The 21,307-nt window shown below is 63.0% G+C and carries 23 protein-coding genes and 1 pseudogene; 16 read left to right on the plus strand and 8 right to left on the minus strand.

The window, feature by feature from the left end; genetic code table 11:
• Positions 1–29: 29 nt before the first annotated feature.
• The 4 genes and pseudogenes from V1278_RS20125 to V1278_RS20140 form a co-directional block, all read right to left on the minus strand.
• Positions 30–2,051 (minus strand): peroxidase family protein, encoded by a 2,022-nt coding sequence (locus V1278_RS20125; RefSeq protein ID WP_334381993.1) that lies wholly within the window; start codon positions 2,049–2,051, stop codon positions 30–32.
• Positions 2,052–2,254: 203 nt separating this feature from the next.
• Positions 2,255–3,755 (minus strand): annotated as a pseudogene (locus V1278_RS20130) (flotillin domain-containing protein).
• Positions 3,756–3,757: 2 nt separating this feature from the next.
• On the minus strand, positions 3,758–4,417 hold the full coding sequence (locus tag V1278_RS20135) for an OB-fold-containig protein (protein WP_334381994.1): 660 nt from the start codon (positions 4,415–4,417) through the stop codon (positions 3,758–3,760).
• The gene (locus tag V1278_RS20140) at positions 4,414–5,544 is read right to left on the minus strand and encodes a PspA/IM30 family protein (RefSeq protein ID WP_334381995.1); all 1,131 of its coding nucleotides are present in this window, start codon (positions 5,542–5,544) and stop codon (positions 4,414–4,416) included. Before V1278_RS20140 ends, V1278_RS20135 begins: the two co-directional genes overlap by 4 nt.
• Positions 5,545–5,666: 122 nt before the next feature.
• On the opposite strand from V1278_RS20140, the gene V1278_RS20145 reads away from it, so the two are divergent.
• Positions 5,667–7,055 carry an Nramp family divalent metal transporter gene (locus V1278_RS20145; RefSeq protein WP_334363089.1) on the plus strand — a complete coding sequence of 463 codons (1,389 nt, stop codon included), beginning with the start codon at positions 5,667–5,669 and terminating at the stop codon, positions 7,053–7,055.
• A 141-nt stretch (positions 7,056–7,196) separates the two neighbouring features.
• Here the strand turns inward: V1278_RS20145 and V1278_RS20150 are convergent, their stop codons facing one another.
• The 3 genes from V1278_RS20150 to hemB form a co-directional block, all read right to left on the minus strand.
• Positions 7,197–7,973, minus strand: coding sequence for an arginyltransferase (locus V1278_RS20150; protein ID WP_028345684.1), 777 nt, complete (start codon positions 7,971–7,973; stop codon positions 7,197–7,199).
• Positions 7,974–8,157: 184 nt separating this feature from the next.
• Positions 8,158–8,730: an RDD family protein gene (locus V1278_RS20155; protein WP_334381996.1), complete on the minus strand. Its 573-nt coding sequence runs from the start codon at positions 8,728–8,730 to the stop codon at positions 8,158–8,160.
• A gap of 153 nt (positions 8,731–8,883) precedes the next feature.
• Complete coding sequence (gene hemB / locus V1278_RS20160) at positions 8,884–9,945, minus strand: porphobilinogen synthase (protein WP_334381997.1); 1,062 nt, start codon at positions 9,943–9,945, stop codon at positions 8,884–8,886.
• A gap of 211 nt (positions 9,946–10,156) precedes the next feature.
• On the opposite strand from hemB, the gene V1278_RS20165 reads away from it, so the two are divergent.
• The 7 genes from V1278_RS20165 (at position 10,157) to V1278_RS20195 (ending at position 13,945) form a co-directional block, all read left to right on the plus strand.
• Entirely contained in the window at positions 10,157–10,630 is a 474-nt protein-coding gene (locus V1278_RS20165; protein WP_028345687.1) for a DUF6163 family protein, read from the plus strand.
• Between the two features lie 552 nt (positions 10,631–11,182).
• The gene (gene ldtR, locus V1278_RS20170) at positions 11,183–11,698 is read left to right on the plus strand and encodes a transcriptional regulator LdtR (protein ID WP_028345688.1); all 516 of its coding nucleotides are present in this window, start codon (positions 11,183–11,185) and stop codon (positions 11,696–11,698) included.
• A gap of 266 nt (positions 11,699–11,964) precedes the next feature.
• On the plus strand, positions 11,965–12,189 hold the full coding sequence (locus V1278_RS20175; RefSeq protein WP_334381998.1) for a hypothetical protein: 225 nt from the start codon (positions 11,965–11,967) through the stop codon (positions 12,187–12,189).
• A 32-nt stretch (positions 12,190–12,221) separates the two neighbouring features.
• A complete protein-coding gene (locus tag V1278_RS20180; RefSeq protein ID WP_334363083.1) occupies positions 12,222–12,443 on the plus strand; it encodes a hypothetical protein in 222 nt (73 codons plus the stop codon).
• A 58-nt stretch (positions 12,444–12,501) separates the two neighbouring features.
• Positions 12,502–12,858, plus strand: a complete 357-nt coding sequence (locus tag V1278_RS20185) for a DUF6152 family protein (RefSeq protein WP_334363081.1) — start codon at positions 12,502–12,504, stop codon at positions 12,856–12,858.
• Between the two features lie 7 nt (positions 12,859–12,865).
• Positions 12,866–13,354 carry a hypothetical protein gene (locus V1278_RS20190; protein WP_334381999.1) on the plus strand — a complete coding sequence of 163 codons (489 nt, stop codon included), beginning with the start codon at positions 12,866–12,868 and terminating at the stop codon, positions 13,352–13,354.
• A 15-nt stretch (positions 13,355–13,369) separates the two neighbouring features.
• Positions 13,370–13,945 (plus strand): histidine phosphatase family protein, encoded by a 576-nt coding sequence (locus V1278_RS20195; RefSeq protein ID WP_334382000.1) that lies wholly within the window; start codon positions 13,370–13,372, stop codon positions 13,943–13,945.
• Between the two features lie 64 nt (positions 13,946–14,009).
• Here V1278_RS20195 and V1278_RS20200 read toward each other — a convergent pair whose 3' ends face one another.
• Positions 14,010–14,201 carry a hypothetical protein gene (locus V1278_RS20200; protein WP_334363077.1) on the minus strand — a complete coding sequence of 64 codons (192 nt, stop codon included), beginning with the start codon at positions 14,199–14,201 and terminating at the stop codon, positions 14,010–14,012.
• Positions 14,202–14,580: 379 nt separating this feature from the next.
• Between V1278_RS20200 and V1278_RS20205 the strand changes: the two genes are divergently transcribed.
• The 8 genes from V1278_RS20205 to thiL all read left to right on the plus strand — a co-directional run bounded on the left by V1278_RS20205 (position 14,581) and on the right by thiL (position 21,245).
• Positions 14,581–15,216 carry a glutathione S-transferase family protein gene (locus V1278_RS20205; RefSeq protein WP_334382001.1) on the plus strand — a complete coding sequence of 212 codons (636 nt, stop codon included), beginning with the start codon at positions 14,581–14,583 and terminating at the stop codon, positions 15,214–15,216.
• 300 nt (positions 15,217–15,516) lie between these two features.
• A complete protein-coding gene (glyA, locus tag V1278_RS20210) occupies positions 15,517–16,827 on the plus strand; it encodes a serine hydroxymethyltransferase (RefSeq protein WP_334382002.1) in 1,311 nt (436 codons plus the stop codon).
• A 27-nt stretch (positions 16,828–16,854) separates the two neighbouring features.
• Entirely contained in the window at positions 16,855–17,337 is a 483-nt protein-coding gene (gene nrdR / locus V1278_RS20215; RefSeq protein ID WP_028345697.1) for a transcriptional regulator NrdR, read from the plus strand.
• Positions 17,334–18,488 carry a bifunctional diaminohydroxyphosphoribosylaminopyrimidine deaminase/5-amino-6-(5-phosphoribosylamino)uracil reductase RibD gene (gene ribD / locus V1278_RS20220; RefSeq protein ID WP_334382003.1) on the plus strand — a complete coding sequence of 385 codons (1,155 nt, stop codon included), beginning with the start codon at positions 17,334–17,336 and terminating at the stop codon, positions 18,486–18,488. Before nrdR ends, ribD begins: the two co-directional genes overlap by 4 nt.
• A 15-nt stretch (positions 18,489–18,503) precedes the next feature.
• The gene (locus tag V1278_RS20225; protein ID WP_334363073.1) at positions 18,504–19,112 is read left to right on the plus strand and encodes a riboflavin synthase; all 609 of its coding nucleotides are present in this window, start codon (positions 18,504–18,506) and stop codon (positions 19,110–19,112) included.
• 161 nt (positions 19,113–19,273) lie between these two features.
• On the plus strand, positions 19,274–19,765 hold the full coding sequence (ribH, locus tag V1278_RS20230) for a 6,7-dimethyl-8-ribityllumazine synthase (RefSeq protein ID WP_213255539.1): 492 nt from the start codon (positions 19,274–19,276) through the stop codon (positions 19,763–19,765).
• Positions 19,766–19,768: 3 nt separating this feature from the next.
• Positions 19,769–20,260: a transcription antitermination factor NusB gene (gene nusB / locus V1278_RS20235; protein WP_334363072.1), complete on the plus strand. Its 492-nt coding sequence runs from the start codon at positions 19,769–19,771 to the stop codon at positions 20,258–20,260.
• Positions 20,253–21,245 carry a thiamine-phosphate kinase gene (gene thiL / locus V1278_RS20240; protein ID WP_334363071.1) on the plus strand — a complete coding sequence of 331 codons (993 nt, stop codon included), beginning with the start codon at positions 20,253–20,255 and terminating at the stop codon, positions 21,243–21,245. Before nusB ends, thiL begins: the two co-directional genes overlap by 8 nt.
• The last annotated feature ends 62 nt before the right edge of the window (positions 21,246–21,307 follow it).

The raw sequence follows: 21,307 nt of genomic DNA on the forward strand, positions 1-21,307 counted from the left end.
ATCCGCAGAAGTTGTTTCGTGAATTCGCGTCAAACGTCGAACAGGAAATCGTGCTTTGTCAGTTCATGCGGCCGCACGCTGGTCAGTTCGATCCGGTCGTCGCCGACCTGAACCACCGTATTCCCGTGGTCGCCCCAGATCCTCACGTCGCGAAAGTCCAAACGGCCGGCATTCTCAAACACCAGCATGTCGACGCCCGGATCGAAGTCGGTGATCTCAGCTTTGCTGCTTCCGAAATCAAACACGAAGCGGTCCGCGCCGTCATTCCCCGTCATCGTCTGCTTGCCGGTTCCGGCGAACAGATAATCGCCTTGCGGACCGCCGATCAGCGTGTCGTTGCCATCGGAGCCGATAACGATCTGGCGGGCTTCGGGGTCTTCGGACTCCACGCCGCCGGCAAGGCCGGTATGCCGCGCATAGGTGACGAAGACGTCGTCCTGGATATGCTCGGTATCGGTATTGCGCAGAATGATATCTGCCAGCGTCGTGCCTTTGATCTCGGCCAACGTCTTGGCATCAAATCCCTGATTTTCGAACCAGAACCGGTCGCCATCGCGCAACGCCTCGAACTGCATCGTGATGATGGCCTGGAAGGTTTCGCCGACGAGCGCGCCGGGCACATGATTTTCCGACAAGCCGCCGGTCCACAGGCCGACGTTGTTGACATTGCCGTAAGCTGCTTTCAGTCCGGCCAGCGTCTCCGGGTCGCTCGTGATCTGGCTGAAATCCGTGTAGGGCTCGAGGCCGAGTGCCTCACGGGTCTGGTTGAGCGTGCCGAGGCCAAGGTCGCGCGCGCGCTGGATGTTGATCGCGGCGAGATCCATAGACACCGGTGGATCGAAAAGAAAATTGCGCAGGTCGTCGACGATGCGCGCGTCGAGTGCTTGTGATGGATCGGCGGCCAGGTGGCGTAATTGTCCGTCGGCGCCGCCATTGTCGTTGAAGTTTGCGGCCGGCTGGAAGAATACATCCTTCAGGTCTTCCTCGGAGCCGGCGATGACTTCGCCGTTTTCCGCAAGGCCTTCGGTTTCGCCCGACACGATCGAATGTCCGAAGCGGAACGCCGCAGCGACGAATTCCAGCGTGAGGTGAGGATCGGCGCTGGGGTCGTAGCCGTCGTAGGGCGTTAGCGCATTCTTGCCGACGAGGTTAGGCAGGAACTCCGAATAGGTGATGTTGGCGATTTCCGCCGTCACGATAGCGCGGGCGTGATTGTAGAGTTGATCGCCGCTCCAGTTCGGGTGCTCGAGGTGCAGTTTGTCGCCCCAATAATTGTGTTCGCGCACGAATAGCGTGTGCAGGGCGGTGAGCGCCGGATTTTCTGCGGCGCGGACGTCTCCGGCCACGACCATACCGTTGACGATCGGCAGGTTGTTGCCCTGCGACGTCAACATGTGGCCGTCAGCGGTGCGCAGGCTGGCGGCGGTCGCGGCGCTGGACCCATAGACCATCGAGGCGTCCAGCCAGGCGGTATTGGAATTGAGCGCCATCGCTGGATTGGACGTGCCCGCACCGGTCGTGGGATCGACGATCGCGCGGGTGATCGGAATGATGGTGCCGGCGGGGAGCACAGGATCGCCGGCGGGAACCACGACGCTGATATCGCTGACGCCGTCCGTCCGGGTCAGCGTCATGTCGTGATCGATGAATTGGCCCCATGCGTACATGAAGGCGGACACACCTTCCGGATTTGGCACGTCCGGGTCGCCGGCGCCGACCACAAGATTGCTGATGGTGCGCGGATTGTTGCCTCCGAGCGGAACGGAAATGCCGTCCGCAAAATGCGCCTCGCCGATACGTCCGAATTCAGTGCCGGCCGCGTTGAGAGTGGAATCCGATTGATTGTTCTGCGAACCGTCGAAGCTGCGGTATTCGATTTTTGCCGGCTTTGGATCCGGTGGCCACGACCAACCGTGAGGGCCATGGTGCTCACCCGGGCCATGCGAGCCGTGCGGTCGGTGCGGCACATGAAAGTGGCCGAGAAAATCGCCGAAGTGAAAATCGTCGTTTCCGTCTTGGTGTGCCTCCCAAGTCCGCTTGAACTGACGCATCCGGATGCTCCCTCAGTTGCAATTGCGAATTAGTTGCAATTGGTGTCACGAATGAGAGGCATTTGCAATAAGGAAGTGCGGACAGCCCGTAGCCCGCGTGCTTCCCGACGACCGACAGGAGAGAACGACTCCAGGAAAAAGGCCCGCCGCGCGAATGGGCGGCAGGCCTCGATCTGAACGGCGTTTTGGCTGCTTCTGTTCGACTACGATTTGGGCCCGAGCGTCGCCTTGCCCGTTCCCGAGATGGTCGCCGGCTGCGTCGCCAGCTCATCATCATCTACAGCGGAGGGCAATTCGGCCGGACTGGCGAGCTGCGGCGCGGCCAGCGCGTTGGTCAGGCTGGTCAGCGCGTCCGGACCAGCGGCGAAGCCGCCTTCGGCGAGGATCTTGTCGATGATCGGCTTGAACGCCGAAACCGACAGCAACTGCGCGGCAAGGCCATCGCCCAGAACAAGCCCGTTGCTATGGCCGTTCATCGCGCCATTGCCGCCGCCACGGCCGAGCAGGCCGCCGGTGTCGAAGATCCGGATGTCGGAAATCTTCTCGATCGGCTTGACCGCTTCGGCCAGCGCGTTCGGGATGATGTTGATGCGCGCCAGGGTGAGATCGTAGTCGACCATCGCCTGAGAGAGCTTGTTGCGCGCTTCCGCCTTCAACGCCGCCACCTCGGCCTCGGCCTGGCCGAGCGATTTGACGCCGGCCGCGCGGGTGGTCGCCGCCTCGGCGTCGGCCTTGGCCAGCATGGTAATGGCTTCCGCTTTGTTGTTCGCTGCCTGGTTCTCGGCTTCCGCCATCACGGTGATCGGCATCGCCTCGGTCTCGGCAGCCTTGCGCGCCGCGATCACGTTGATGATCTTGTCGCGTTCGGCGATTTCGACGGCTTTGGCGGTGGTGACCTTTTCCTCGGCCGCAATCGCCAGCGCACGCGCGGTCTCGGCGACGGTCTGCGCTTCCGACTGCTCCTTGCTCTTGGTCGCGATCGCAATCGCACTTTCCTGCGCCACGATCTGCAGGTCGCGCTCCATTTCGGTATTGCGTCGTTTTACCGCGAGATCGGCTTCAATCTTTCTGGTGTCGCGCAACTGGTTGGCTTCGGTCTGCTTGTTGGCGACCGCCAGTTCCTGCTGGATGCGATACTCGGCCTCGTTCTGCAGCGCGGTCTGCGCGACCTGCGCGGTCTGCGCGCGCATCGCGGCGGTCTTGTTGGCGATGTCGCGCTGCTGGGCCAGTTCCGCCTCGCGCTTGGTGGCCTCGATCGTCAGCGTGGTCTGGCGGGCAACGAGGTCCTGCTGCGCGATGTTGACCTCGGTGGTGCGGACGATCTGGTTGCGCTCCTGTTCGCGCTCGCGCGTGATCTTGGTCAGCGTCGTCAGACCATGGGCGTCGAAGAAGTTGCTCGGGTTGAAATGCTTGATATCGCTCTGGTCGAGACGGGTCAGCGACACCGATTCGAGCTCAAGGCCGTTGTTCTGGATGTCGGCGCCGACAGCGTCCTGCACCGACTTGACGAAGGTCGCGCGCTGCTCCTGCAGCTCCTCGAGGAAGGACGATCGAGCCGCCGTCGAGCACGACCTTCTGGCCGCCGAGTCCGGTGCGGACATAGGCTTCATCACGGGTCGAGCGGCGGTACAGTTTGGCAAGCAGTAAACCAATAACAAGAACGGCGATAACGCCAATCGTGACGGGTATTGCAAGTTCCCACATGTTCAAGCCCTGTCTGAACGTTGTTGCGCAATGAGGTCGGCTGGTGCGGAAATGGCGATAAAGCTCTTGGCATCACGGTCGACCAGCAGCACGCTGGCGCCGACCGGGAGGGGTACGGATTCGGGACTGGCGCGCGCCACCAGAGAGTGCCAGTTGCCGAAGACATCCTTGAGACGGACGCGGCCAGGCAGTCCCTGGTCGAGCGGCCCGATCGAAACCTCGGCGACATGGCCGATGAAATCGGCCTCGTCCACCGCATAGGTCTCGTCGCGCGGGATGATCTTGGCGATGCCGCGGCTGGTGACGCGGATGGCCGGAATGCTGCAGGCCGCCGCGGCGAGCGCCGCGATCGAGACAGGGACAGAGATGCCCACGCCGTGCGCCAACCCTTGCAGGAAGAATCCCGCGATCGAGAACGTGCCGAGCGCGAGAATGATCAGGATCAAAAGCGGTAGACGCCCCGCATTGATCCAGAGGAACAGGCCGCCGAGGCCATTGGCGTGGTCGGCCTCGACGGTGACTTCCTTGCCGAGCAGTTCGCTGATCGAGAAGCCGACCAGCGTCGCCAGCAATTCAATGCCGCCGAGCGCCAGCATGATTGCGGCGGCAATTGCGAAGGGACGTACGTCGGGGGCCAGCAGGAGGTCGGACACGGCACTCATTGCTGCGATTTGATCCTTTCAAGCCGCGCCGCGATTTCCTTTTCGCGATGCAACCGGTCGAGTTCATCGAGCTCCTTGTCGCCGGGCACGCTTGCAGCCGGCACGCCGGTGACGCGCGCGATTGCCGCCATCGCCCGATCGGGACTCACGGTTTTGGTCGCGCCAGCCGCGCGTCCGGTTTCGTGCGGCGCGTGTTTTTCGAGACTCGCCTCGAGATCGGCGAGGCGGGTCTCGGCCTCACGCCGCGCGCCAAGCATCGCCTGTAAGGCCTTGGTCTGCTCATCGATTTCGAGTTCGATGAAATCCATCGCGCGCTCCAGCGCGGTACCCTGCGATTCCAGATCAATTTGCCGTGCAACGCCGGCGCGCGCGAGGTCTTCGCGGTTCTCTGCAACCGCAAGACGAATCTTGTCCGTCAGCGCGGCGATTTCGGCGTCGAGCTCCTCGCGCCGGCGCTTGAGGCGGAACTCTTCGGCGCGCGACTTGCCGAGCGCGTGGCGCGCTTCGTCGGCGCCGGCGTCGATCTCGCGGATCGCCTGCTTGACCAGCGCGACCTTGTTGCTGTTCTCGGCATTGTCGATCGTCTCGCTGGCAATGGCGGCAAGAAGTCTGCCCATACGTGCAAGGATACCCTCGTGAACCATGGTCTTCTCCTCCGGCTGTGGTGATTTCGATTTCACGGCGATGTGGATTTCGTAAGCGCGGCCGTCCGAAACCAAATGAGCCGGGAAAGGACTATCCCAGCCGGCAAGATAGCCGGGGATTTCAAACGGCACCAAGACACGTCCGTGGACAGTGCTAATGGTCAGTGAAGTTGGTCCCTTGATCGCAAACAACTTGTCGTCGAGCGGGATTTTGCGCGCGGGGGAGCCGGCAACGTAACTGGCGCGGTCGCGCAGGCCGAGCGTCACGAGACGCGCGGGCAGTCCCGTCTTGGTGCGGATCCGCTCATAGGCCTGGGCGTGGAGGGCGACGAGGTTGGCGCCGACCGGGGCAACCTCGGCGAGGATAGCCATCATCCGGTCATAGGCGGCAAAGGTCGCTTCGATGGCGGCGATGCCGGCCTCGTCGGGGGCAAGGGCGTATCGCAGCGTGGCCGTTGGGGGTTCGACCGGAAGCTTTATCATACTTGCAACTGTAAAGCACTTCCTCAGTACTTTACAGCATGGTCAGTGGTATCATTTTCGTGATCACCAGATGCAGTTGCAAATGAGTTGCAATAAGAACGAAGATCGGCCATCTTGCTGAAATGGATGCGCGCACGCCCGAGTTGGGCCCGGAAGCCAAGGGTTTGCTGATGGCCGATACGACCGCCTCCGGTTGGCGCGCTGACGCCGCCGCCGACGCCCGGCTGAGCCTGCCCGAGGTCAACTCCACGATCCTGGTGCCCTTTGGCGGGCATTGGTCGCGCCGGCTGCTGGCCTTCCTCGGCCCCGGCTATCTGGTTTCGGTCGGTTACATGGACCCCGGCAATTGGGCCACTGACCTCGCGGGTGGTTCGAAGTTCGGCTACACGCTGCTCGCGGTCATCCTGCTGTCGAACCTGATGGCGATCCTGTTGCAGGCGCTTGCCGCGCGGCTTGGCATCGTCACCGACCGCGATCTGGCGCAGGCCTGCCGCGCCAGCTTCTCGCGGCCCGTGAACTTCCTGCTCTGGGTGGTCTGCGAAGCGGCAATCATCGCCTGCGATCTTGCCGAGGTGATCGGCACCGCGATCGCGCTCAACCTGTTGTTCGGCATTCCACTGATCTGGGGCGCGCTGATAACCGCGCTCGATGCCTTCCTGTTGCTGCTCCTGATGAACAAGGGTTTTCGCTTCCTCGAAGCCTTCGTCATCTCGCTGTTAATTGTGATCGCGATCTGCTTTTCGATTCAGATCGTGGCTGCGGCGCCGCCGGTTGCTGCCGTCCTGAAGGGGTTTGTGCCGTCGCCCGAGATCGTCACCAATCCGGAGATGCTCTACATCGCAATCGGCATCATCGGCGCTACCGTGATGCCGCATAACCTTTATCTGCATTCCTCGATCGTGCAGACCCGCGCCTATGAGCGCAACGACAAGGGCCGCCGCGAGGCGATCAGATGGGCGACGACGGATTCGACCATCGCCTTGATGCTGGCGCTGTTCATCAACGCCGCGATTCTGATCGTTGCCGCCTCCACCTTCTATTCGAGCGGACGGACCGAGGTCGCCGAGATCGGTCAGGCCTATGAATTGCTGTCGCCGCTGCTCGGTCTCGGCATTGCCTCGACGCTGTTCGCGGTGGCGCTGCTCGCCTCCGGCCTCAATTCGACGGTAACGGCGACGCTGGCCGGCCAGATCGTGATGGAAGGCTTTTTGAACCTGCGGCTGCCGAACTGGGCGCGGCGGCTATTGACCCGCGGCGTCGCCATCGTTCCGGTCGTGATCGTCACCGCGCTCTATGGCGAGCGCGGCACCGGCCAATTATTGGTGTTCAGCCAGGTCGTGCTGTCGATGCAATTGCCGTTCGCGGTGATCCCGCTAGTGAAGTTCGTTTCCGACCGCCGCAAGATGGGCAAGTTCGTCATCCCGCGCACAGTCGCCGTCGTGGCGTGGATCGTCGCCGGAATCATCGTGGCGCTGAACGTGAAGCTGTTGTTCGAGGCGTTTTTCGGCTAACCGCGCCACGCGGCTGTCATCGCCCGGCTCGATGTGCGGACCGAGCGACCTAGTACGCCGCGGCCTCTCGATTCAATCACTGATGTCTCTGGAATACTGGATCACCCGCTTTCGGCTTTCGCGGGTGATGACAGCAGAGGGTCAATCCTGCGGCTCGGACAGCATTTCGCCCGTCGCATCCACCCGCAGCCAGCCTGACGGCGCCAGCCGCTGCTGCGGCAGGAAGCGGCCCTTGTAGTCCATCTTCTTGGAGCCCTCGATCCAGTAGCCGAGATAGACGTAAGGCAGCCCGAGCCGGCGCGCGCGGGTGATGTGATCGAGGATCATGAAGGTGCCGAGCGAGCGGCTGTGCTGCGACGGCTCGAAGAACGAGTACACCATCGACAGCCCGTCGCTGAGCACATCCGTCAGCGCCACCGCGACCAGTTCCTCGCCGCGGCCGGTGATGCCGGTGTCGACGCCGCGCTTGCGGTATTCGATGATGCGGGTCTCGACATGGCTGTCTTCCACCATCATCGCGTAGTCGAGTACGGTCATGTCGGCCATGCCGCCATGGCGGTGGCGCCTGTCGAGGTAGGCGCGGAACACGGAGTATTGCTCCGACGTCGGCACCGCGCTGCGCTGCTCGCCGACGATGTCGGCGTTGCGTGCCAAAACTTTCTTGAAGTTGCGCGAGGGGCGGAATTCGTTGGCGATGACGCGCACAGAGACGCAGGCCCGGCACTGGTCGCAGGCCGGGCGGTAAGCGATCGATTGGCTGCGGCGGAAACCGCCATGGGTCAGGAGGTCGTTGAGGTCGCCGGCCTTGTCGCCGACCAGATGCGTGAACACCTTGCGCTCGTGCCGGCCCGGCAGATAGGGGCAGGGCGAGGGCGCCGTCAGGTAGAATTGCGGGGTATCACGCGAGTGTTGGGTCACGTCGGGTCGTCACGCCTCCGAAACAAATCAACCATAGCGCTTTCCAACGCAGTAGACACCGGTTCGCGTTAAGAAAACGCATCGGAACGAAAAAAGCGCCGGCCCGGCCCCGATTTCATCTTGGGGCCCGACCGGCTCTAACATCGCGCCCGAAAGGCGGGCGGTCAAATAGTTTGCTGCTCGCTCAATAGCTGCTGCGCGGCGAAGGAACTACCTGGGTACGAACCGAGCTGTTGATGACCACGGTTCCCAGGATGATGTCGTGCAGCAGCCGGCGACGGCTGTTGAACAGGCCGACCAGCAGCACCAGCGGCGTCAGGAATGAGATCGAGACCCAGTACAGCACGGCATGGCAGGCACCGAGCACGAAATAGCCTGGCTCGCCGTACCAGGTGCGCAGCTCCAGATCCATCGCGCGCATGCCGAGCGTCGCCGAATGCGGGCCGCCGATCGAGGTACCGTAATAGACGATCGCCCACACGATGGTGGCGGGCCACGCCAGCCAGAACAGCATCCAGCCGAGCCCGAGCGTGATGATGCCGAACAGGCCGATGAAGATGTAGCCGAGGATGACGGGCACCGACAGCACGACGAGGTCGATCAGGAACGCAAATACCCGCCGCGTCAGCACGCCGCGAAACAGTTCCGGCTGCGAATAGGGATCGAACGCATGCGGCGGCACCCCGCCATCGTTCCGCCAGCCGCCGCCAGCACTTTGAGGCCCGCCGCCAGTATTGCCAGAGCCGCTATAAGACATGGTCCGTCCTCCAGGCCGATATTCCCTGACGACACATGGGAACCGGCCGCGGGCTCGCCAAGGGCCTGCGACCATTAACAGCGTGCAATATTCGGGTGGTTTGGGGACAATGATTACGTCGTCCCTGCGTTCGCACGGACGACAGCGGATACTTTAGCGCTCCGCCTTCAACTTCTCCGCGGCCTTCGGCGCAAAATACGTCAAGATCCCGTCCGCGCCGGCGCGCTTGAAGCCGAGCAGGCTTTCCATCATCGCGCGGTCGCCGTCGATCCAGCCATTGGCCGCGGCTCCGGTGATCATCGCGTATTCGCCGGATACCTGGTAGACGAAGGTCGGCATCGCAAACGTGTCTTTCACGCGCCGCACGACGTCGAGATAGGGCATGCCGGGCTTCACCATCACCATGTCGGCGCCTTCGGCGATATCGAGTTCGACCTCGCGCAGCGCTTCGTCGGAATTGGCGCTGTCCATCTGGTAGGTGCGCTTGTCGCCGGTCAGCGTTTTGGCGGAGCCGATGGCGTCGCGGAACGGGCCGTAGAAGGCGGAGGCGTATTTCGCCGCATAGGCCATGATCTGCACGTCGAGAAAACCTGCCTCGTCCAGCGCCTCGCGGATCGCGCCGACGCGGCCGTCCATCATGTCGGATGGCGCGATGACGTCGCAGCCGGCCTCCGCCTGTACCAGCGCCTGTTTCACCAGTACCGCCACCGTCTCGTCGTTGAGGATTTTGCCGTCCTCGATCAGCCCGTCATGGCCGTGGCTGGTGAAGGGATCGAGCGCGACGTCGCACAGCACGCCGATCTCGGGGAATTCCTTCTTGATCGCGCGCACCGACTGGCAGACCAGATTGTTCGGGTTCAGCGCCTCGGAGCCGTGCTCGTCGCGAAGCGACGGCTCAGTATAGGGAAACAGCGCGATGCAGGGGATGTTCAGTTTTACCGCGCGCTCGGCGTCGCGCACCGCCTGATCAACGGTGAGGCGGTCGACGCCGGGCATCGAGGCCACCGGCGTGCGCGTATTGTGGCCGTCGACCACGAACATCGGCCAGATCAAATCATCCGTGGTCAGCACGTTTTCGCGCACCAGCCGCCGCGCCCATTCCGCCTTGCGGTTGCGGCGGGGGCGGATGGTCAGGTCGAGCGGGGTGGAGGCAAGCGCCGTCTGCCGCCGCGGTGCGTCGCGCATTTCGATCGGACGCCCGAACTTGATCGCCATGTCAACGGTACTCCTTGAGGCGGCGGGAAGGTTTTGATTTGTTCCAATTCTAGCACCTTGCCGCTGCCCCGTCACCGAGCCTTGATCTATCTCATCGGCAATTGATTTTACCGTCTCGCCGGGCCAAGACATCAGGCCATGAGGAGATTCCAGCACGCATTGCGCCCCGGTTGCGAGGCCAGCCCCCAGATCAGCTTCCGGGTCGGCTTCCATGTCTGACCTTTCGGCGCGCGATCAGGGGCGGGACCATGCCAGGGACAATGCGATGTCCATGGCGGCGATGTCGTCGGAGCGGATCGAGCCCGACGACAATGTGTGGACGCGTCGGCTGGTGCTGTTCCTGCGCATCATGGCGGTCGTGTCGATCATGAAGGGCCTGTACCACTGGGCGCAGGTCACGGGTTTCATCGGCGGCGAGGAAGAGGCGTTCGAAAACCAGTCGATGGCCTGGCAGACCGCGACCGTATATTTCGCTGTCATCGAACTCGTCGGCGCCGTTGGCCTGTGGCTCGCGACGCCTTGGGGCGCCGTGGTGTGGCTCACCACGGTGGTGTCGACGGCGGTGATCGAGCTGATGTTTCCAGGCATCTATGGCGGCAGCCTGACGGTGGTGGCGCTGGAGGCTGTGATGCTCGGCGCCTATCTCGCCCTCGCCTGGATGGCCGCGCGCGAGCGCCCGCCGTAGGATCCTGCGGCCCGTCCGGTGGCCTCATGGTTCGAGACGCGCGGCCCTGCCGCGCTCCTCACCATAAGGACGAGCTAGACCTCGTCCTGAAGCTAGACCTCATCCTGAGGAGCGGCCAAGTGGCCGCGTCTCGAAGGACGAAGCCATCGTTGCTTCAACGCGTCAGTTTTTCGCCATAATCCATCCGCGTGCAGAATCCGCGACGCGATCCCGTACAATTTTCAAAAAGTTTTTCCGTAACGATTTGGTCACCGTTAAAGGCCGTAAAGGGTTCCACCACACATCTTACGCGAGCGTTTCGATTTCAGACGCACCTGTTTCCGAATGCGACAAGGCTTGCAGACGAAGCGTGAACAGGGCGCTTCCAGCGTCAATGAAATGTTGCAAAAAGCCTTGATCCATGGGCTTAATCCACAATTCACTCTGTTAAATTCATGATCTCTTTATTGTCTTATTTAAGCGGATCTTCAATCCGCCCCCTTAAGTTGAGGCTATCAGGCGGGACAGAAGTTTCGTCGAAATAAGTCGAAAAACGACGACAGGGGAAGTGTCATGATCAAAGCCGTTGCAACGGCGGTGGAAACCGCTGAACGCTCTGCCGGTCAAACTCCGGTGCAGCCGCTCTATCTGGAAGCGTTGACTTTGGTCGAGCGGTTGCATCGCCGGCTGCTCGACGTCATCAAGGACGAATTCGATCGCCGCGGCCGTGCCGACATCAATTCGGTGCAGGCATTGCTGCTCTATAACATCGGCGACAAGGAGCTGACCGCGGGCGAACTGCGCACGCGCGGTTACTACCTCGGCTCCAACGTCTCCTATAACCTCAAGAAGCTCGTCGAGCTCGGCTTCCTCGATCATCAGCGCTCGCGCGTCGATCGTCGCTCGGTCCGCATTCGCCTCACCGCGCAAGGCCAGGAAATCCGCAAGATCGTCGATGCGCTCTACCAGAAGCACGTCAAGACGGTGGAGCAGGTTGGCGGCATTTCGAATGAGGAGTTCGCGACGCTGAACAAGTCGCTGCACCGCCTCGAGCGGTTCTGGACCGACCAGATCCTGTATCGGCTCTGAGAATTCGTAAGCCGGCCGCCTAGAAGACCGGTAGCCAACAAGCTGACAAACTGGCAAGGCAGTGAGCCCTGCTCAACGCGCATCGGCGCCGGTCTTCCGGCTCCGGTGTGCTTTGTTTTTGAAGGAAAATCCTCCGCATTTCCGGGCAGCTATCGCTGTTTCCTAAAGAGAAATTGCGATTTCTCGCATTGGAACCATCTTCTTCTCGCGGTGGAACCATCTTCGCAGCTGCGAATTATCGGCCCGGCCACAAGACAGGTGAGGGCATGCTGGTCGAGCGCGGAATTCAGGTCATGAATTTTGAGGTGGTGGGCGATGCCTACGCGATCGCCTCAAACTACCTTCGCAAGAGCGGTGCCATTGCCGATACCTTGGTCACCGACGAGCGATTGCTCGCAATCATCGTGAAGCTGTTCCGGCGCGGCGAATTCAACACGCTCAGGCTCGCCAACAAGGCGATCGCCACGTTCGAAGCACGCGCATTGGTCTGACGATCACCCGCTCACGCAACTCAGGAGAATCCATGGAAGCCGCGATCGAACGGATCATGCAGACCTATGACCTGCTTCTTAACTGCAGCGCCGCTGCCAGCGACGAGGCCCGCGCCAAAGTCACGGCCTATCTCACCACGCTGGTCGAGGCGGGCGAGAATGATCCGCACCGGCTGACGGTGTGCGGGCTCACCTATCTACGCCAGCTCGATGGCAGCAACGATCCGGTGAAGGCGGGGTATACGGGATTGTAGTCTTGCTGCCTCGCGCGCCCCGCCATAGATTTGCGTCTCTGATCGACGGAGGCTCGCCATGACCTCACTCACGCGTCGTTTGTTTCTGTCGCTGGCGGCTGGCCTTGTGCCGGCTTCCGCCATCGCCCATCACGGCTGGGGCGGCTACGATACGTCGAAATCGTTCACCGTGACCGGCAAGATCCTGAAATCGACCTTCGAGAATCCGCATTGCGGGATCGAGATGGAGGTCGACGGCAAGCACTGGCACTTCGTCCTGGCGCCGCCGTCGCGCATGCAGGCGCGTGGCGCAACGCGCGAGCTGATCGCGCCCGGCAAGACCTGTACCGTGTTCGGCTATCCGCACAGCAGCAAGCCGGACGAGGCGCGGATCGAATATATCGTGCTCGACGGCAAGCGCATCGAGTTGCGGTAAGCCGCAAGTGGAACACGAGCCGGCCGCATCTATATTCCTGGCCCTGCAGGAAAGTGCGCTTGGTCATGCGATGCGCTCTTCGCCGGCGCTTTATCCTACGGTCGAGATTCTGCACATTATCGGTTTCGTCATCCTGGTCGGATCGATCCTGGCGCTCGACTTGAGGCTGCTGGGACTCGGGCGCACGCTTGCCATCCAACCGATGGCGCAATTGCTGTTGCCGGTGTCGCGTGCAGGCTTTCTACTCGCGATCAGCATGGGCTTTTTGCTGTTCAGCGCCGATGCTTCGCATGTCGTGAAAAATCCCGCGTTCCAGATCAAGCTGCTTCTGATCGGTGCGGCCCTGATCAACGTCGTGATCGCGCACGCCGTTCCATGGCGTCATGTTGAACACTGGGGCGACAAGGCGTCCGGCGCAGCCAAGGTGACTGCACTGCTATCGATCCTGCTGTGGCTCGGCGTCATCTGCGCGGGGCGCCTGATTGCGTATTTTTAGCAAGGCCGGTTTGCCATGTCCTGCATTCGCTTTGCCATCTTCGCACTCCTCGTCGGTTTGTTCAGTTCGGCGGAGATCGCCACTGCCGACGAAGCCGCCAATGCCTGGAAGGCGTTGCGCGCCGGGGGGCATGTCGCGCTGATGCGGCATACCGATGCGCCGGGGGGATTCGGCGATCCGCCCGGTTTCCGCGTTGAAGATTGTGCCACCCAGCGCAACTTGAGCGCCAAGGGGCGAGCGGACGCCGAGAAGATCGGTGCGCGGCTCAAGCGGGAAGGGATTGCGTTTGAAACGATCCTGAGCTCGCCGTGGTGCCGATGCATCGACACCGCCAAATTGCTGAACTTGGGGCCGGTCGAAACCGTTGCGACATTCGGTAATGTCGTGGTGCTGCGCGATCAACGAGAGACGCTAACGGCGGGCGCCCGTGCGCGCATCGCCAAATGGACGTCGCGCGGAAACCTCCTCATTGTGACGCACGGCGCGAACATTCTGGCGCTCACCGGCGTCTCGCCGGCCAGCGGCGAAATCGTCGTCGTCAAAGGCGGAAGCGAACGCACTGAGCCTGCCGGCCGCCTGGTTCTCGATTGAGCCAATTCGAGTTACCGTGCGTCCGCCCGCGCGTCCTTTGTGCGATAGCGGTTCCAGTTGACGATCACGCCTTTCGCATCGGTTTCGTTGCCGTTGCAGTGCGTGCGTTTTCGGCCTCTGGTTCATTGGCGGCATTCGGGAAAATCACGAAAAATCCCAGAAGACCGCCGACCATCGTACCGTAGATCAGGAAGGCCGTTATCAGCCAGCGTCGCGAATTGGCCTGACGCTCTTTCGGTGGGAGTGAGCTTTCCATGTCGGGAAATCCATCTGTCAGCCCCGGACGGTTATAAGCTCAGTCGAAACGGCGGCATGTGATCTGGTTCACGGCAGCGGCCGGCAAAGGTCTCGCGCCGCCCGACGGGGCAAATCAGCTAGATGTTGTGTCCAGCCGGTCCCGCAAAAATTATCCGCCTCGGGCGCCATGCGTCGCGAGATCGCCGCCACATATCCAGTTGTCATCGTCCGCGAAGGCGAAGGCGGACGATCCAGTTTCCAGAGACCGCGATGATTGAACCGATAGGCCGCAGCGTACTGGATCCCCGCCTTCGCGGGGATGACGATCGAGAGTTGCGTCGCTTCGCTCGCAATGACGGCCTCAAGTGAACCGCCACGCTCTAACAAGAGGAAGCCCCATGCTCACCGTCCATCATCTCAACGACTCCCGCTCGCAGCGAATTTTGTGGCTGCTGGAGGAGCTCGACACGCCCTATGAGCTGAAGCGTTATCAGCGTAACGCCGAGACGCGGCTGGCGCCGCCGGAGTTGAAAGAGGTTCATCCGCTCGGCAAATCGCCCGTCATCACTGACGGCGAGATGACCATCGCCGAATCCGGCGCCATTGTCGATTACATCATCCGCCGCTACGGCCAGGGAAAAGACAAGCCCGCGATGATGCCGGCGCCCGGTAGCGCGGACTACGAGGCCTACAACGAGTGGCTGCACTATTCCGAAGGCTCGGCGATGTTGCCGTTGATGCTGAACCTCTATGTCGGCCGGCTGAAGGAGGCGGGTGCGCCGCTGCATCCGCGCATCGACGGCGAACTGGCGAACCACCTCGGCTATGTCGACCGCGCGCTGAACGGGCGAGAGTTCTTCGTCGGGGCGTCGCTGACCGGCGCCGACATCCAGATGAGTTTTGTCGGCGAGCTGGCAAAAGTGTTCGACAAGCTCGGGCCATATCGGAACCTGGCCGCCTGGCTGGAGCGCATGCACGCCCGTCCGGCGTTCCAGCGCTCGGTCGCCAAGGGCGGGCCATACCGGTTTGCGTAGTAGCCCCGATGTCGTCCCTGCGAACCGCAGGGACCCATACGCCGCGGCCCTGGGAAGGGACACCCTGGCAGACACCTATTGTTCCAGGTACCGCCGGTGGTTATGGGCCCCGGCTCAAGGCCGGGGCGACGACAAATGGGGCTTCATTCCCACCATATCTTGCATAAATACCAGCCCTGTACCGCAAGTGCTTGGCCAATTCCGGCCGATGTGGTATCTCGCAGGCGCTTCTTTCGACCGCCACACCAGACCCGCCCGCTTCGCCCCTAAGGGCCTGCGGCGGTGGAGATATTTCGCCCAATGACCTCCTCGCCCAACAGCGCCAAGACCGCCTCCGCGCCCGACTCGTTCTTCACGGCCACGCTCGCCGAGGCCGACCCGGAAATCGCTGCCGCGATCAAGGGCGAACTCGGCCGTCAGCGGCATGAGATCGAGCTGATCGCCTCGGAAAACATCGTCAGCCGGGCCGTGCTGGAAGCGCAGGGTTCGGTGATGACCAACAAATACGCGGAAGGTTATCCGGGCGCGCGTTACTATGGCGGCTGCGAATGGGTCGACGTCGCCGAGACCTTGGCGATCGAGCGCGCCAAAAAGCTGTTCGGTGCGCAGTTTGCCAACGTGCAGCCGAACTCCGGCAGCCAGATGAACCAGGCGGCGTTTCTGGCGCTGCTGCAGCCCGGCGACACCTTTATGGGCCTCGACCTCGCGGCCGGCGGCCATCTCACCCACGGCTCGCCGGTCAACATGTCCGGCAAGTGGTTCAAGGCCGCGCACTACACGGTGCGGCGTGAAGACCAGATCATCGACATGGACGAGGTGGCGAAGCAAGCCGAGCAGGTGAAGCCGAAGCTGATCATCGCCGGCGGATCGGCCTATTCGCGCGCCTGGGACTTCAAGCGCTTCCGCGAGATCGCCGATAGCGTCGGCGCCTACCTCCTGGTCGACATGGCGCATTTCGCCGGCCTCGTTGCCGGCGGCGTCCATGCCTCGCCAGTGCCGCACGCCCACGTCACCACGACGACGACGCACAAATCGCTGCGCGGCCCGCGCGGCGGCCTGATTCTCTGCAACGACGAGGCGCTCGCCAAGAAGCTGAATTCGGCGATCTTCCCCGGCCTGCAGGGCGGGCCGCTGATGCATGTCATCGCCGCCAAGGCGGTGGCGTTCGCCGAGGCGCTGCGTCCGGACTTCAAGGTCTACGCGAAGAACGTCGTCGAGAACGCCAAGGCGCTGGCGGAAACGCTGCGCGGCCATGGCCTCGACATCGTCTCCGGCGGCACCGACAACCATCTGATGCTGGTCGACCTTCGGCCGAAGGGGCTGAAGGGCAACGTGTCCGAGAAGGCGCTGGTGCGCGCCGCCATCACCTGCAACAAGAACGGCATTCCGTTCGACCCCGAAAAGCCGTTCGTCACCTCGGGCCTGCGTCTCGGCACGCCGGCGGCGACGACGCGCGGCTTCGGCGTCGCCGAGTTCAAGCAAGTCGGCGGCATGATCGCCGAGGTGCTCAACGCGCTGGCGCAGTCGGAGGACGGCAAGGCGCCGCTGGTCGAAGCCGCGATCAAGGAACGCGTGAAGGCGCTCACCGACCGCTTCCCGATCTATCAGTAAGGTCTAGCAAGTCGAAGGTCCCGTTGGATGCGTTGTCCTAGCTGCAACAGTCTCGATACGCAGGTGAAGGATTCGCGTCCGACCGAGGACTCGGCCGTGATCCGGCGGCGGCGGGTATGCATTGCCTGCAACTTTCGCTTCACCACCTTCGAGCGGGTGCAGTTGCGCGAATTGACCGTGATCAAGCGCAACGGGCGCCGGGTGCCGTTCGACCGCGACAAGCTGGTCCGCTCGCTGCAGATCAGTCTCCGCAAGCGGCCGGTCGACCCTGAGCGGGTCGAGAAGATGGTTTCAGCGATCGTGCGCGAACTCGAGAGCGGCGGCGAGGCGGAAGTCTCCTCGGAGGCGATCGGCGAGATCGTGATGGAGCATCTGCGCCAGCTCGACGACGTCGCCTATGTGCGCTTCGCCTCCGTCTATCGCAATTTCCGCGAGGCCAAGGATTTTGAGACCGTGCTCGGCGAGCTCTCGGGCGAGGACGAAGCGCGGATCGCCACGTTGCGCAAATGATCTTCCGCATCCTGGAAGACCAGTACGGGCAGAAGATCAGGGAGTCCAAAGCGGCGGACCAGCGCTTCATGCAGCTTGCGCTGTCGCTCGGCCGGCGCGGGCTGGGGCGCACTTGGTCCAACCCGGCCGTCGGGGCAGTCGTCGTAAAGGATGGCGTCATCATCGGGCGCGGCTGGACGCAACCGGGCGGCCGACCGCATGCCGAGCCGGAAGCCTTAAGGCGTGCCGGCGAGGCGGCGCGGGGCGCGACGCTGTATGTGACGCTGGAGCCCTGTTCGCATTTCGGCAAGTCGCCGCCTTGCGTCGACGCCGTGATCGCCTCCGGCATTGCGCGCGTGGTGTCGGCGATCGAGGATCCCAATCCGGAGGTGGCCGGGCAGGGACATGCAAAACTCCGCGCGGCCGGAATATCAGTGGATGTCGGGCTCGGTGCTCAGGAAGCCGCGCGCGATCACGCCGGGCATTTCCGCCGCGTCCGCGACAAGCGTCCGCATGTGATCCTGAAACTCGCCGTCTCCGCCGACGACAAGATCGCTGCCGCCGGCCACAAGCCCGTTGCGATTACGGGCGAGGCCGCGAGAACGCGGGTACATCTGTTGCGCGCGCAATGCGACGCCATCCTGATTGGCATCGGCACTGTGTTGGCGGACGATCCGCTGCTGACCTGCCGCCTGCCCGGCATGGAAGCACGGTCGCCGGTACGGGTGGTGCTGGATCGCGCGCTGCGCATTCCCGGCACAAGTAAGCTGGTTCAATCCGCGCGGCAGACGCCGCTCTGGGTGATGACCTCAGATTTTGCCGAGGCGCCGGCCGCCGTGAAACTCGGTGCGGCAGGCGCGCCGGTGATACGCGTTGCGGCTACCGCGCAGCCGCCGTGGCTGGATCTATCGGCGGTGCTGCACGCGCTGTCCGACAAGGGCATCACAAGACTGATGGTCGAGGGCGGATCGCGGGTGGCGTCATCCTTCGTCGCGAGCGGCTTAGTCGATGAAATCTGGCTGTTGCGCGGTCCTGATAAAGTCGGCGCTGACGGCATTCCCGCGCTGGACGCATTGCCGCTGTCGGCAATCACCGGGTCGCCCGCGTTCAAGGCACGTGCTAGCGAAACACTGGATAACGACACGCTTACGATTTACGAGCGCACTGCCTAAATTCGTGGTGGAAAAATGTTTACCGGAATTGTCACCGACATCGGCGAAATCGTCGCCCTCACGCCAACGGCGCAGGGCCAGTTGCATCGCATGCGGATCGCCTGCCGCTACGACCAGACGACCATCGCCGACGGGGCCTCGATTGCCTGCAACGGCGTCTGCCTGACGGTAGTCGCTTCCGGCGTCGAAGGCGGCAAGACCTGGTTCGACGTCGATGCCGCCGCGGAAACGCTCGGCATGACCACGGCCAAGCATTGGGCCAAGGGAACAAAGCTCAATCTCGAGCGTGCGCTGAAGATCGGCGACGAACTCGGTGGTCATATCGTTGCAGGCCATGCCGACGGCGTGGCCACCATCGCCGGGCGCGACGATCTGCCCGATATGGCCCGGTTCGAACTGCGCACGACGCGAGAGCTGGCGCGTTTCATCGCCGCCAAAGGTTCGGTGACGCTGGATGGCGTGTCCCTGACCGTGAATACGGTCGAGGATGTCACATTTTCGGTGTTGATTATCCCGCACACGCTCAGCGTCACCACGCTTGGCGGCTGGGCAGCAGGCAGCGAGGTCAATATCGAGGTCGACCTGATGGCCCGCTACGCGGCGCGGCTGTCGGAAATGAAGTGACAGGGTAACATACGGCGCTTAAAACGCCGGCCCAACCCCTCATGGTGAGGAGGCGCACCCGCGCCGTCTCGAACCATGGGCCCGGAAGTAACCCCATCCTTCGAGACGCGGCCAAGAGGCCGCTCCTCAGGATGAGGACCTAGCAAGACGGAAGATAGTTGATGGCAGACGCACGGCGCGCACCGCTGAAAGACCAGACCGACATCACAGGCGCGCGCGCGCTCATCGTGGAGGCGCGGTTTTATGACGACATCCAGGACGCGCTGCTGGAAGGCGCCGTCGCCGAACTGAAGGCCGCCGGCGTGACGCACGACGTCATCACCGTGCCCGGCGCGCTGGAGATTCCGGCTGCCATCGCCATCGCGCTCGATGCCGCCGACCGGAACGGCAAGCCGTATGATGCGGCGATTGCGCTCGGCTGTGTGGTGCGCGGCGACACCATCCATTTCGAGATCGTCTCGATCGAATCCTCCCGCGCCCTGATGGACCTTGCGGTCGCGCGAAAGGTGCCGCTCGGCAACGGCATCATTACCGTCAATACCGAGGCGCAGGCCTGGGCGAGGGCGCGCGCCAGCGAGTTGAACAAGGGCGGCGACGCCGCGCGCGCGGCGCTGGCGATGCTGCGGATCAAACGCCGGCTGGCAAAGGCTTAGGCGATGGCAGAGAAGAAGCCCGCCAAAACTCCCGACAAGAAAGCCAACCGCCGTGGCGCGGCGCGGCTCGCCGCCGTGCAGGCGCTGTACCAGATGGACATCGCGGGGGCCGGGATCAACGACATTTTCGCCGAGTTTGAAAGCCACTGGCTCGGCAACGAGGTCGAGGGCGAGAAATACCTGCCGGCGGAAGCCGCATTCTTCCGCGACGTCGTATCGGGCGTGGTCCGCGACCAGGCGAGGCTCGATCCTCTGATCGACGACGCGCTGCAGAAGGGCTGGCCCTTGAAGCGGATCGACGCGATTTTGCGCGCGGTGCTGCGGGCCGGCTCCTACGAGCTCGAGCATCGCAAGGACGTGCCGGGCCGCGTGGTCGTATCCGAATATGTCGACGTCGCGCATGCCTTTGTCGAAAGGGACGAGACCGGCATGGTCAATGCCGTGCTCGACCAGATCGCGCGCCAGTTCCGCGCCGACGAGTTCACGCGTGGCTAGCGGCAAACCAGTGTCCGGCGAAGACTGGCTGATCGCGCGCTATTTCCGGCCGCTTGCGACTGATCCCGGTGCCTTCGGTCTCGACGACGACGCTGCGGCGCTGAAGCCGTCCGGCGATGACCTCGTGGTGACGACGGATGCGCTCGTCGAGGGCGTGCATTTCCTGCCCGATGATCCGCCCGATGCGGTCGCACGCAAGGCGCTGCGGGTGAACCTCAGCGATCTCGCCGCGAAGGGCGCAACGCCGGCCGGGTTTGTGCTGACGTTGGCGCTCCGCACCGCGGATGAGGCCTGGCTAAAACCGTTCGCGGCGGCGCTGGGCGAGGACATCAGGCAGTTCGTATGTCCGCTGCTCGGCGGCGATACGGTGTCGACGCCGGGGCCGCTGATGGTTTCGGTGACTGCATTCGGCCACGTGCCGCCGGGCGGAATGGTCCATCGCAGCGGCGCCAAACCCGGCGAGCGCGTGATGGTCACGGGCACGATCGGAGACGCCGGGCTGGGGCTGGCTATCCTCCGCGGGGGGAAGGTGCATGCCGCCGCCGATACGGCCGCGCGGGCGATGCTGGTCGGGCGCTATCGCGTCCCGCAGCCGCGCGTGGCAATGGCCGAAATCGTTCGCGAATACGCCAGTGCTTCGATGGATGTCTCGGATGGGTTGGCAGGCGATCTGACAAAGCTCTGCGGCGTGTCCGGCGTGTCCGCCGTGGTCGATCTGGAGCAGGTGCCGCTGTCCGACGCGGCGCGGGGTTTGGTGTCGCGCGGCATTGTCGGACTGGAGACATTGATCGCCGGTGGCGACGATTACGAAATCCTCTGCACGATTCCGGAAGAGCGTGTTGAAGCCTTCGAAGCTGCCGCGGAGCGCGCAGGGGTTGCGCTTAGTTCCATCGGAACGATCGTCGCGGGGAGTTCAGTTCCAAAGTTCGTCGACAAAGAGGGCAAGGAAATCGCGCTGGAACGGCTGTCCTACAGCCATTTTTGAAGGCGGCGTATAATGCCGTCGGCTTTATTTCGTGCCAGCCATTGCAATTTCGCTGAAAACCT

Origin of the sequence: Bradyrhizobium sp. AZCC 1577 (assembly GCF_036924575.1) — a bacterium.
GTDB lineage: Bacteria > Pseudomonadota > Alphaproteobacteria > Rhizobiales > Xanthobacteraceae > Bradyrhizobium.

Bases quoted from the DNA above. Each gene is read 5' to 3' on its own strand.
- V1278_RS20180 (WP_334363083.1), top strand. From the start codon at position 12,222: ATGGAAGCCGCGATCGAACGGATCATGCAGACCTATGACCTGCTTCTT.
- ribD (WP_334382003.1), top strand. From the start codon at position 17,334: ATGATCTTCCGCATCCTGGAAGACCAGTACGGGCAGAAGATCAGGGAG.
- V1278_RS20140 (WP_334381995.1), bottom strand. From the start codon at position 5,544: ATGATAAAGCTTCCGGTCGAACCCCCAACGGCCACGCTGCGATACGCC.
- V1278_RS20185 (WP_334363081.1), top strand. From the start codon at position 12,502: ATGACCTCACTCACGCGTCGTTTGTTTCTGTCGCTGGCGGCTGGCCTT.
- V1278_RS20135 (WP_334381994.1), bottom strand. From the start codon at position 4,417: ATGAGTGCCGTGTCCGACCTCCTGCTGGCCCCCGACGTACGTCCCTTC.
- V1278_RS20165 (WP_028345687.1), top strand. From the start codon at position 10,157: ATGTCTGACCTTTCGGCGCGCGATCAGGGGCGGGACCATGCCAGGGAC.
- V1278_RS20195 (WP_334382000.1), top strand. From the start codon at position 13,370: ATGTCCTGCATTCGCTTTGCCATCTTCGCACTCCTCGTCGGTTTGTTC.
- V1278_RS20175 (WP_334381998.1), top strand. From the start codon at position 11,965: ATGCTGGTCGAGCGCGGAATTCAGGTCATGAATTTTGAGGTGGTGGGC.
- V1278_RS20145 (WP_334363089.1), top strand. From the start codon at position 5,667: ATGGATGCGCGCACGCCCGAGTTGGGCCCGGAAGCCAAGGGTTTGCTG.
- ribH (WP_213255539.1), top strand. From the start codon at position 19,274: ATGGCAGACGCACGGCGCGCACCGCTGAAAGACCAGACCGACATCACA.
- glyA (WP_334382002.1), top strand. From the start codon at position 15,517: ATGACCTCCTCGCCCAACAGCGCCAAGACCGCCTCCGCGCCCGACTCG.
- nusB (WP_334363072.1), top strand. From the start codon at position 19,769: ATGGCAGAGAAGAAGCCCGCCAAAACTCCCGACAAGAAAGCCAACCGC.
- ldtR (WP_028345688.1), top strand. From the start codon at position 11,183: ATGATCAAAGCCGTTGCAACGGCGGTGGAAACCGCTGAACGCTCTGCC.
- V1278_RS20225 (WP_334363073.1), top strand. From the start codon at position 18,504: ATGTTTACCGGAATTGTCACCGACATCGGCGAAATCGTCGCCCTCACG.
- V1278_RS20125 (WP_334381993.1), bottom strand. From the start codon at position 2,051: ATGCGTCAGTTCAAGCGGACTTGGGAGGCACACCAAGACGGAAACGAC.
- hemB (WP_334381997.1), bottom strand. From the start codon at position 9,945: ATGGCGATCAAGTTCGGGCGTCCGATCGAAATGCGCGACGCACCGCGG.
- V1278_RS20155 (WP_334381996.1), bottom strand. From the start codon at position 8,730: ATGTCTTATAGCGGCTCTGGCAATACTGGCGGCGGGCCTCAAAGTGCT.
- V1278_RS20205 (WP_334382001.1), top strand. From the start codon at position 14,581: ATGCTCACCGTCCATCATCTCAACGACTCCCGCTCGCAGCGAATTTTG.
- nrdR (WP_028345697.1), top strand. From the start codon at position 16,855: ATGCGTTGTCCTAGCTGCAACAGTCTCGATACGCAGGTGAAGGATTCG.
- V1278_RS20200 (WP_334363077.1), bottom strand. From the start codon at position 14,201: ATGGAAAGCTCACTCCCACCGAAAGAGCGTCAGGCCAATTCGCGACGC.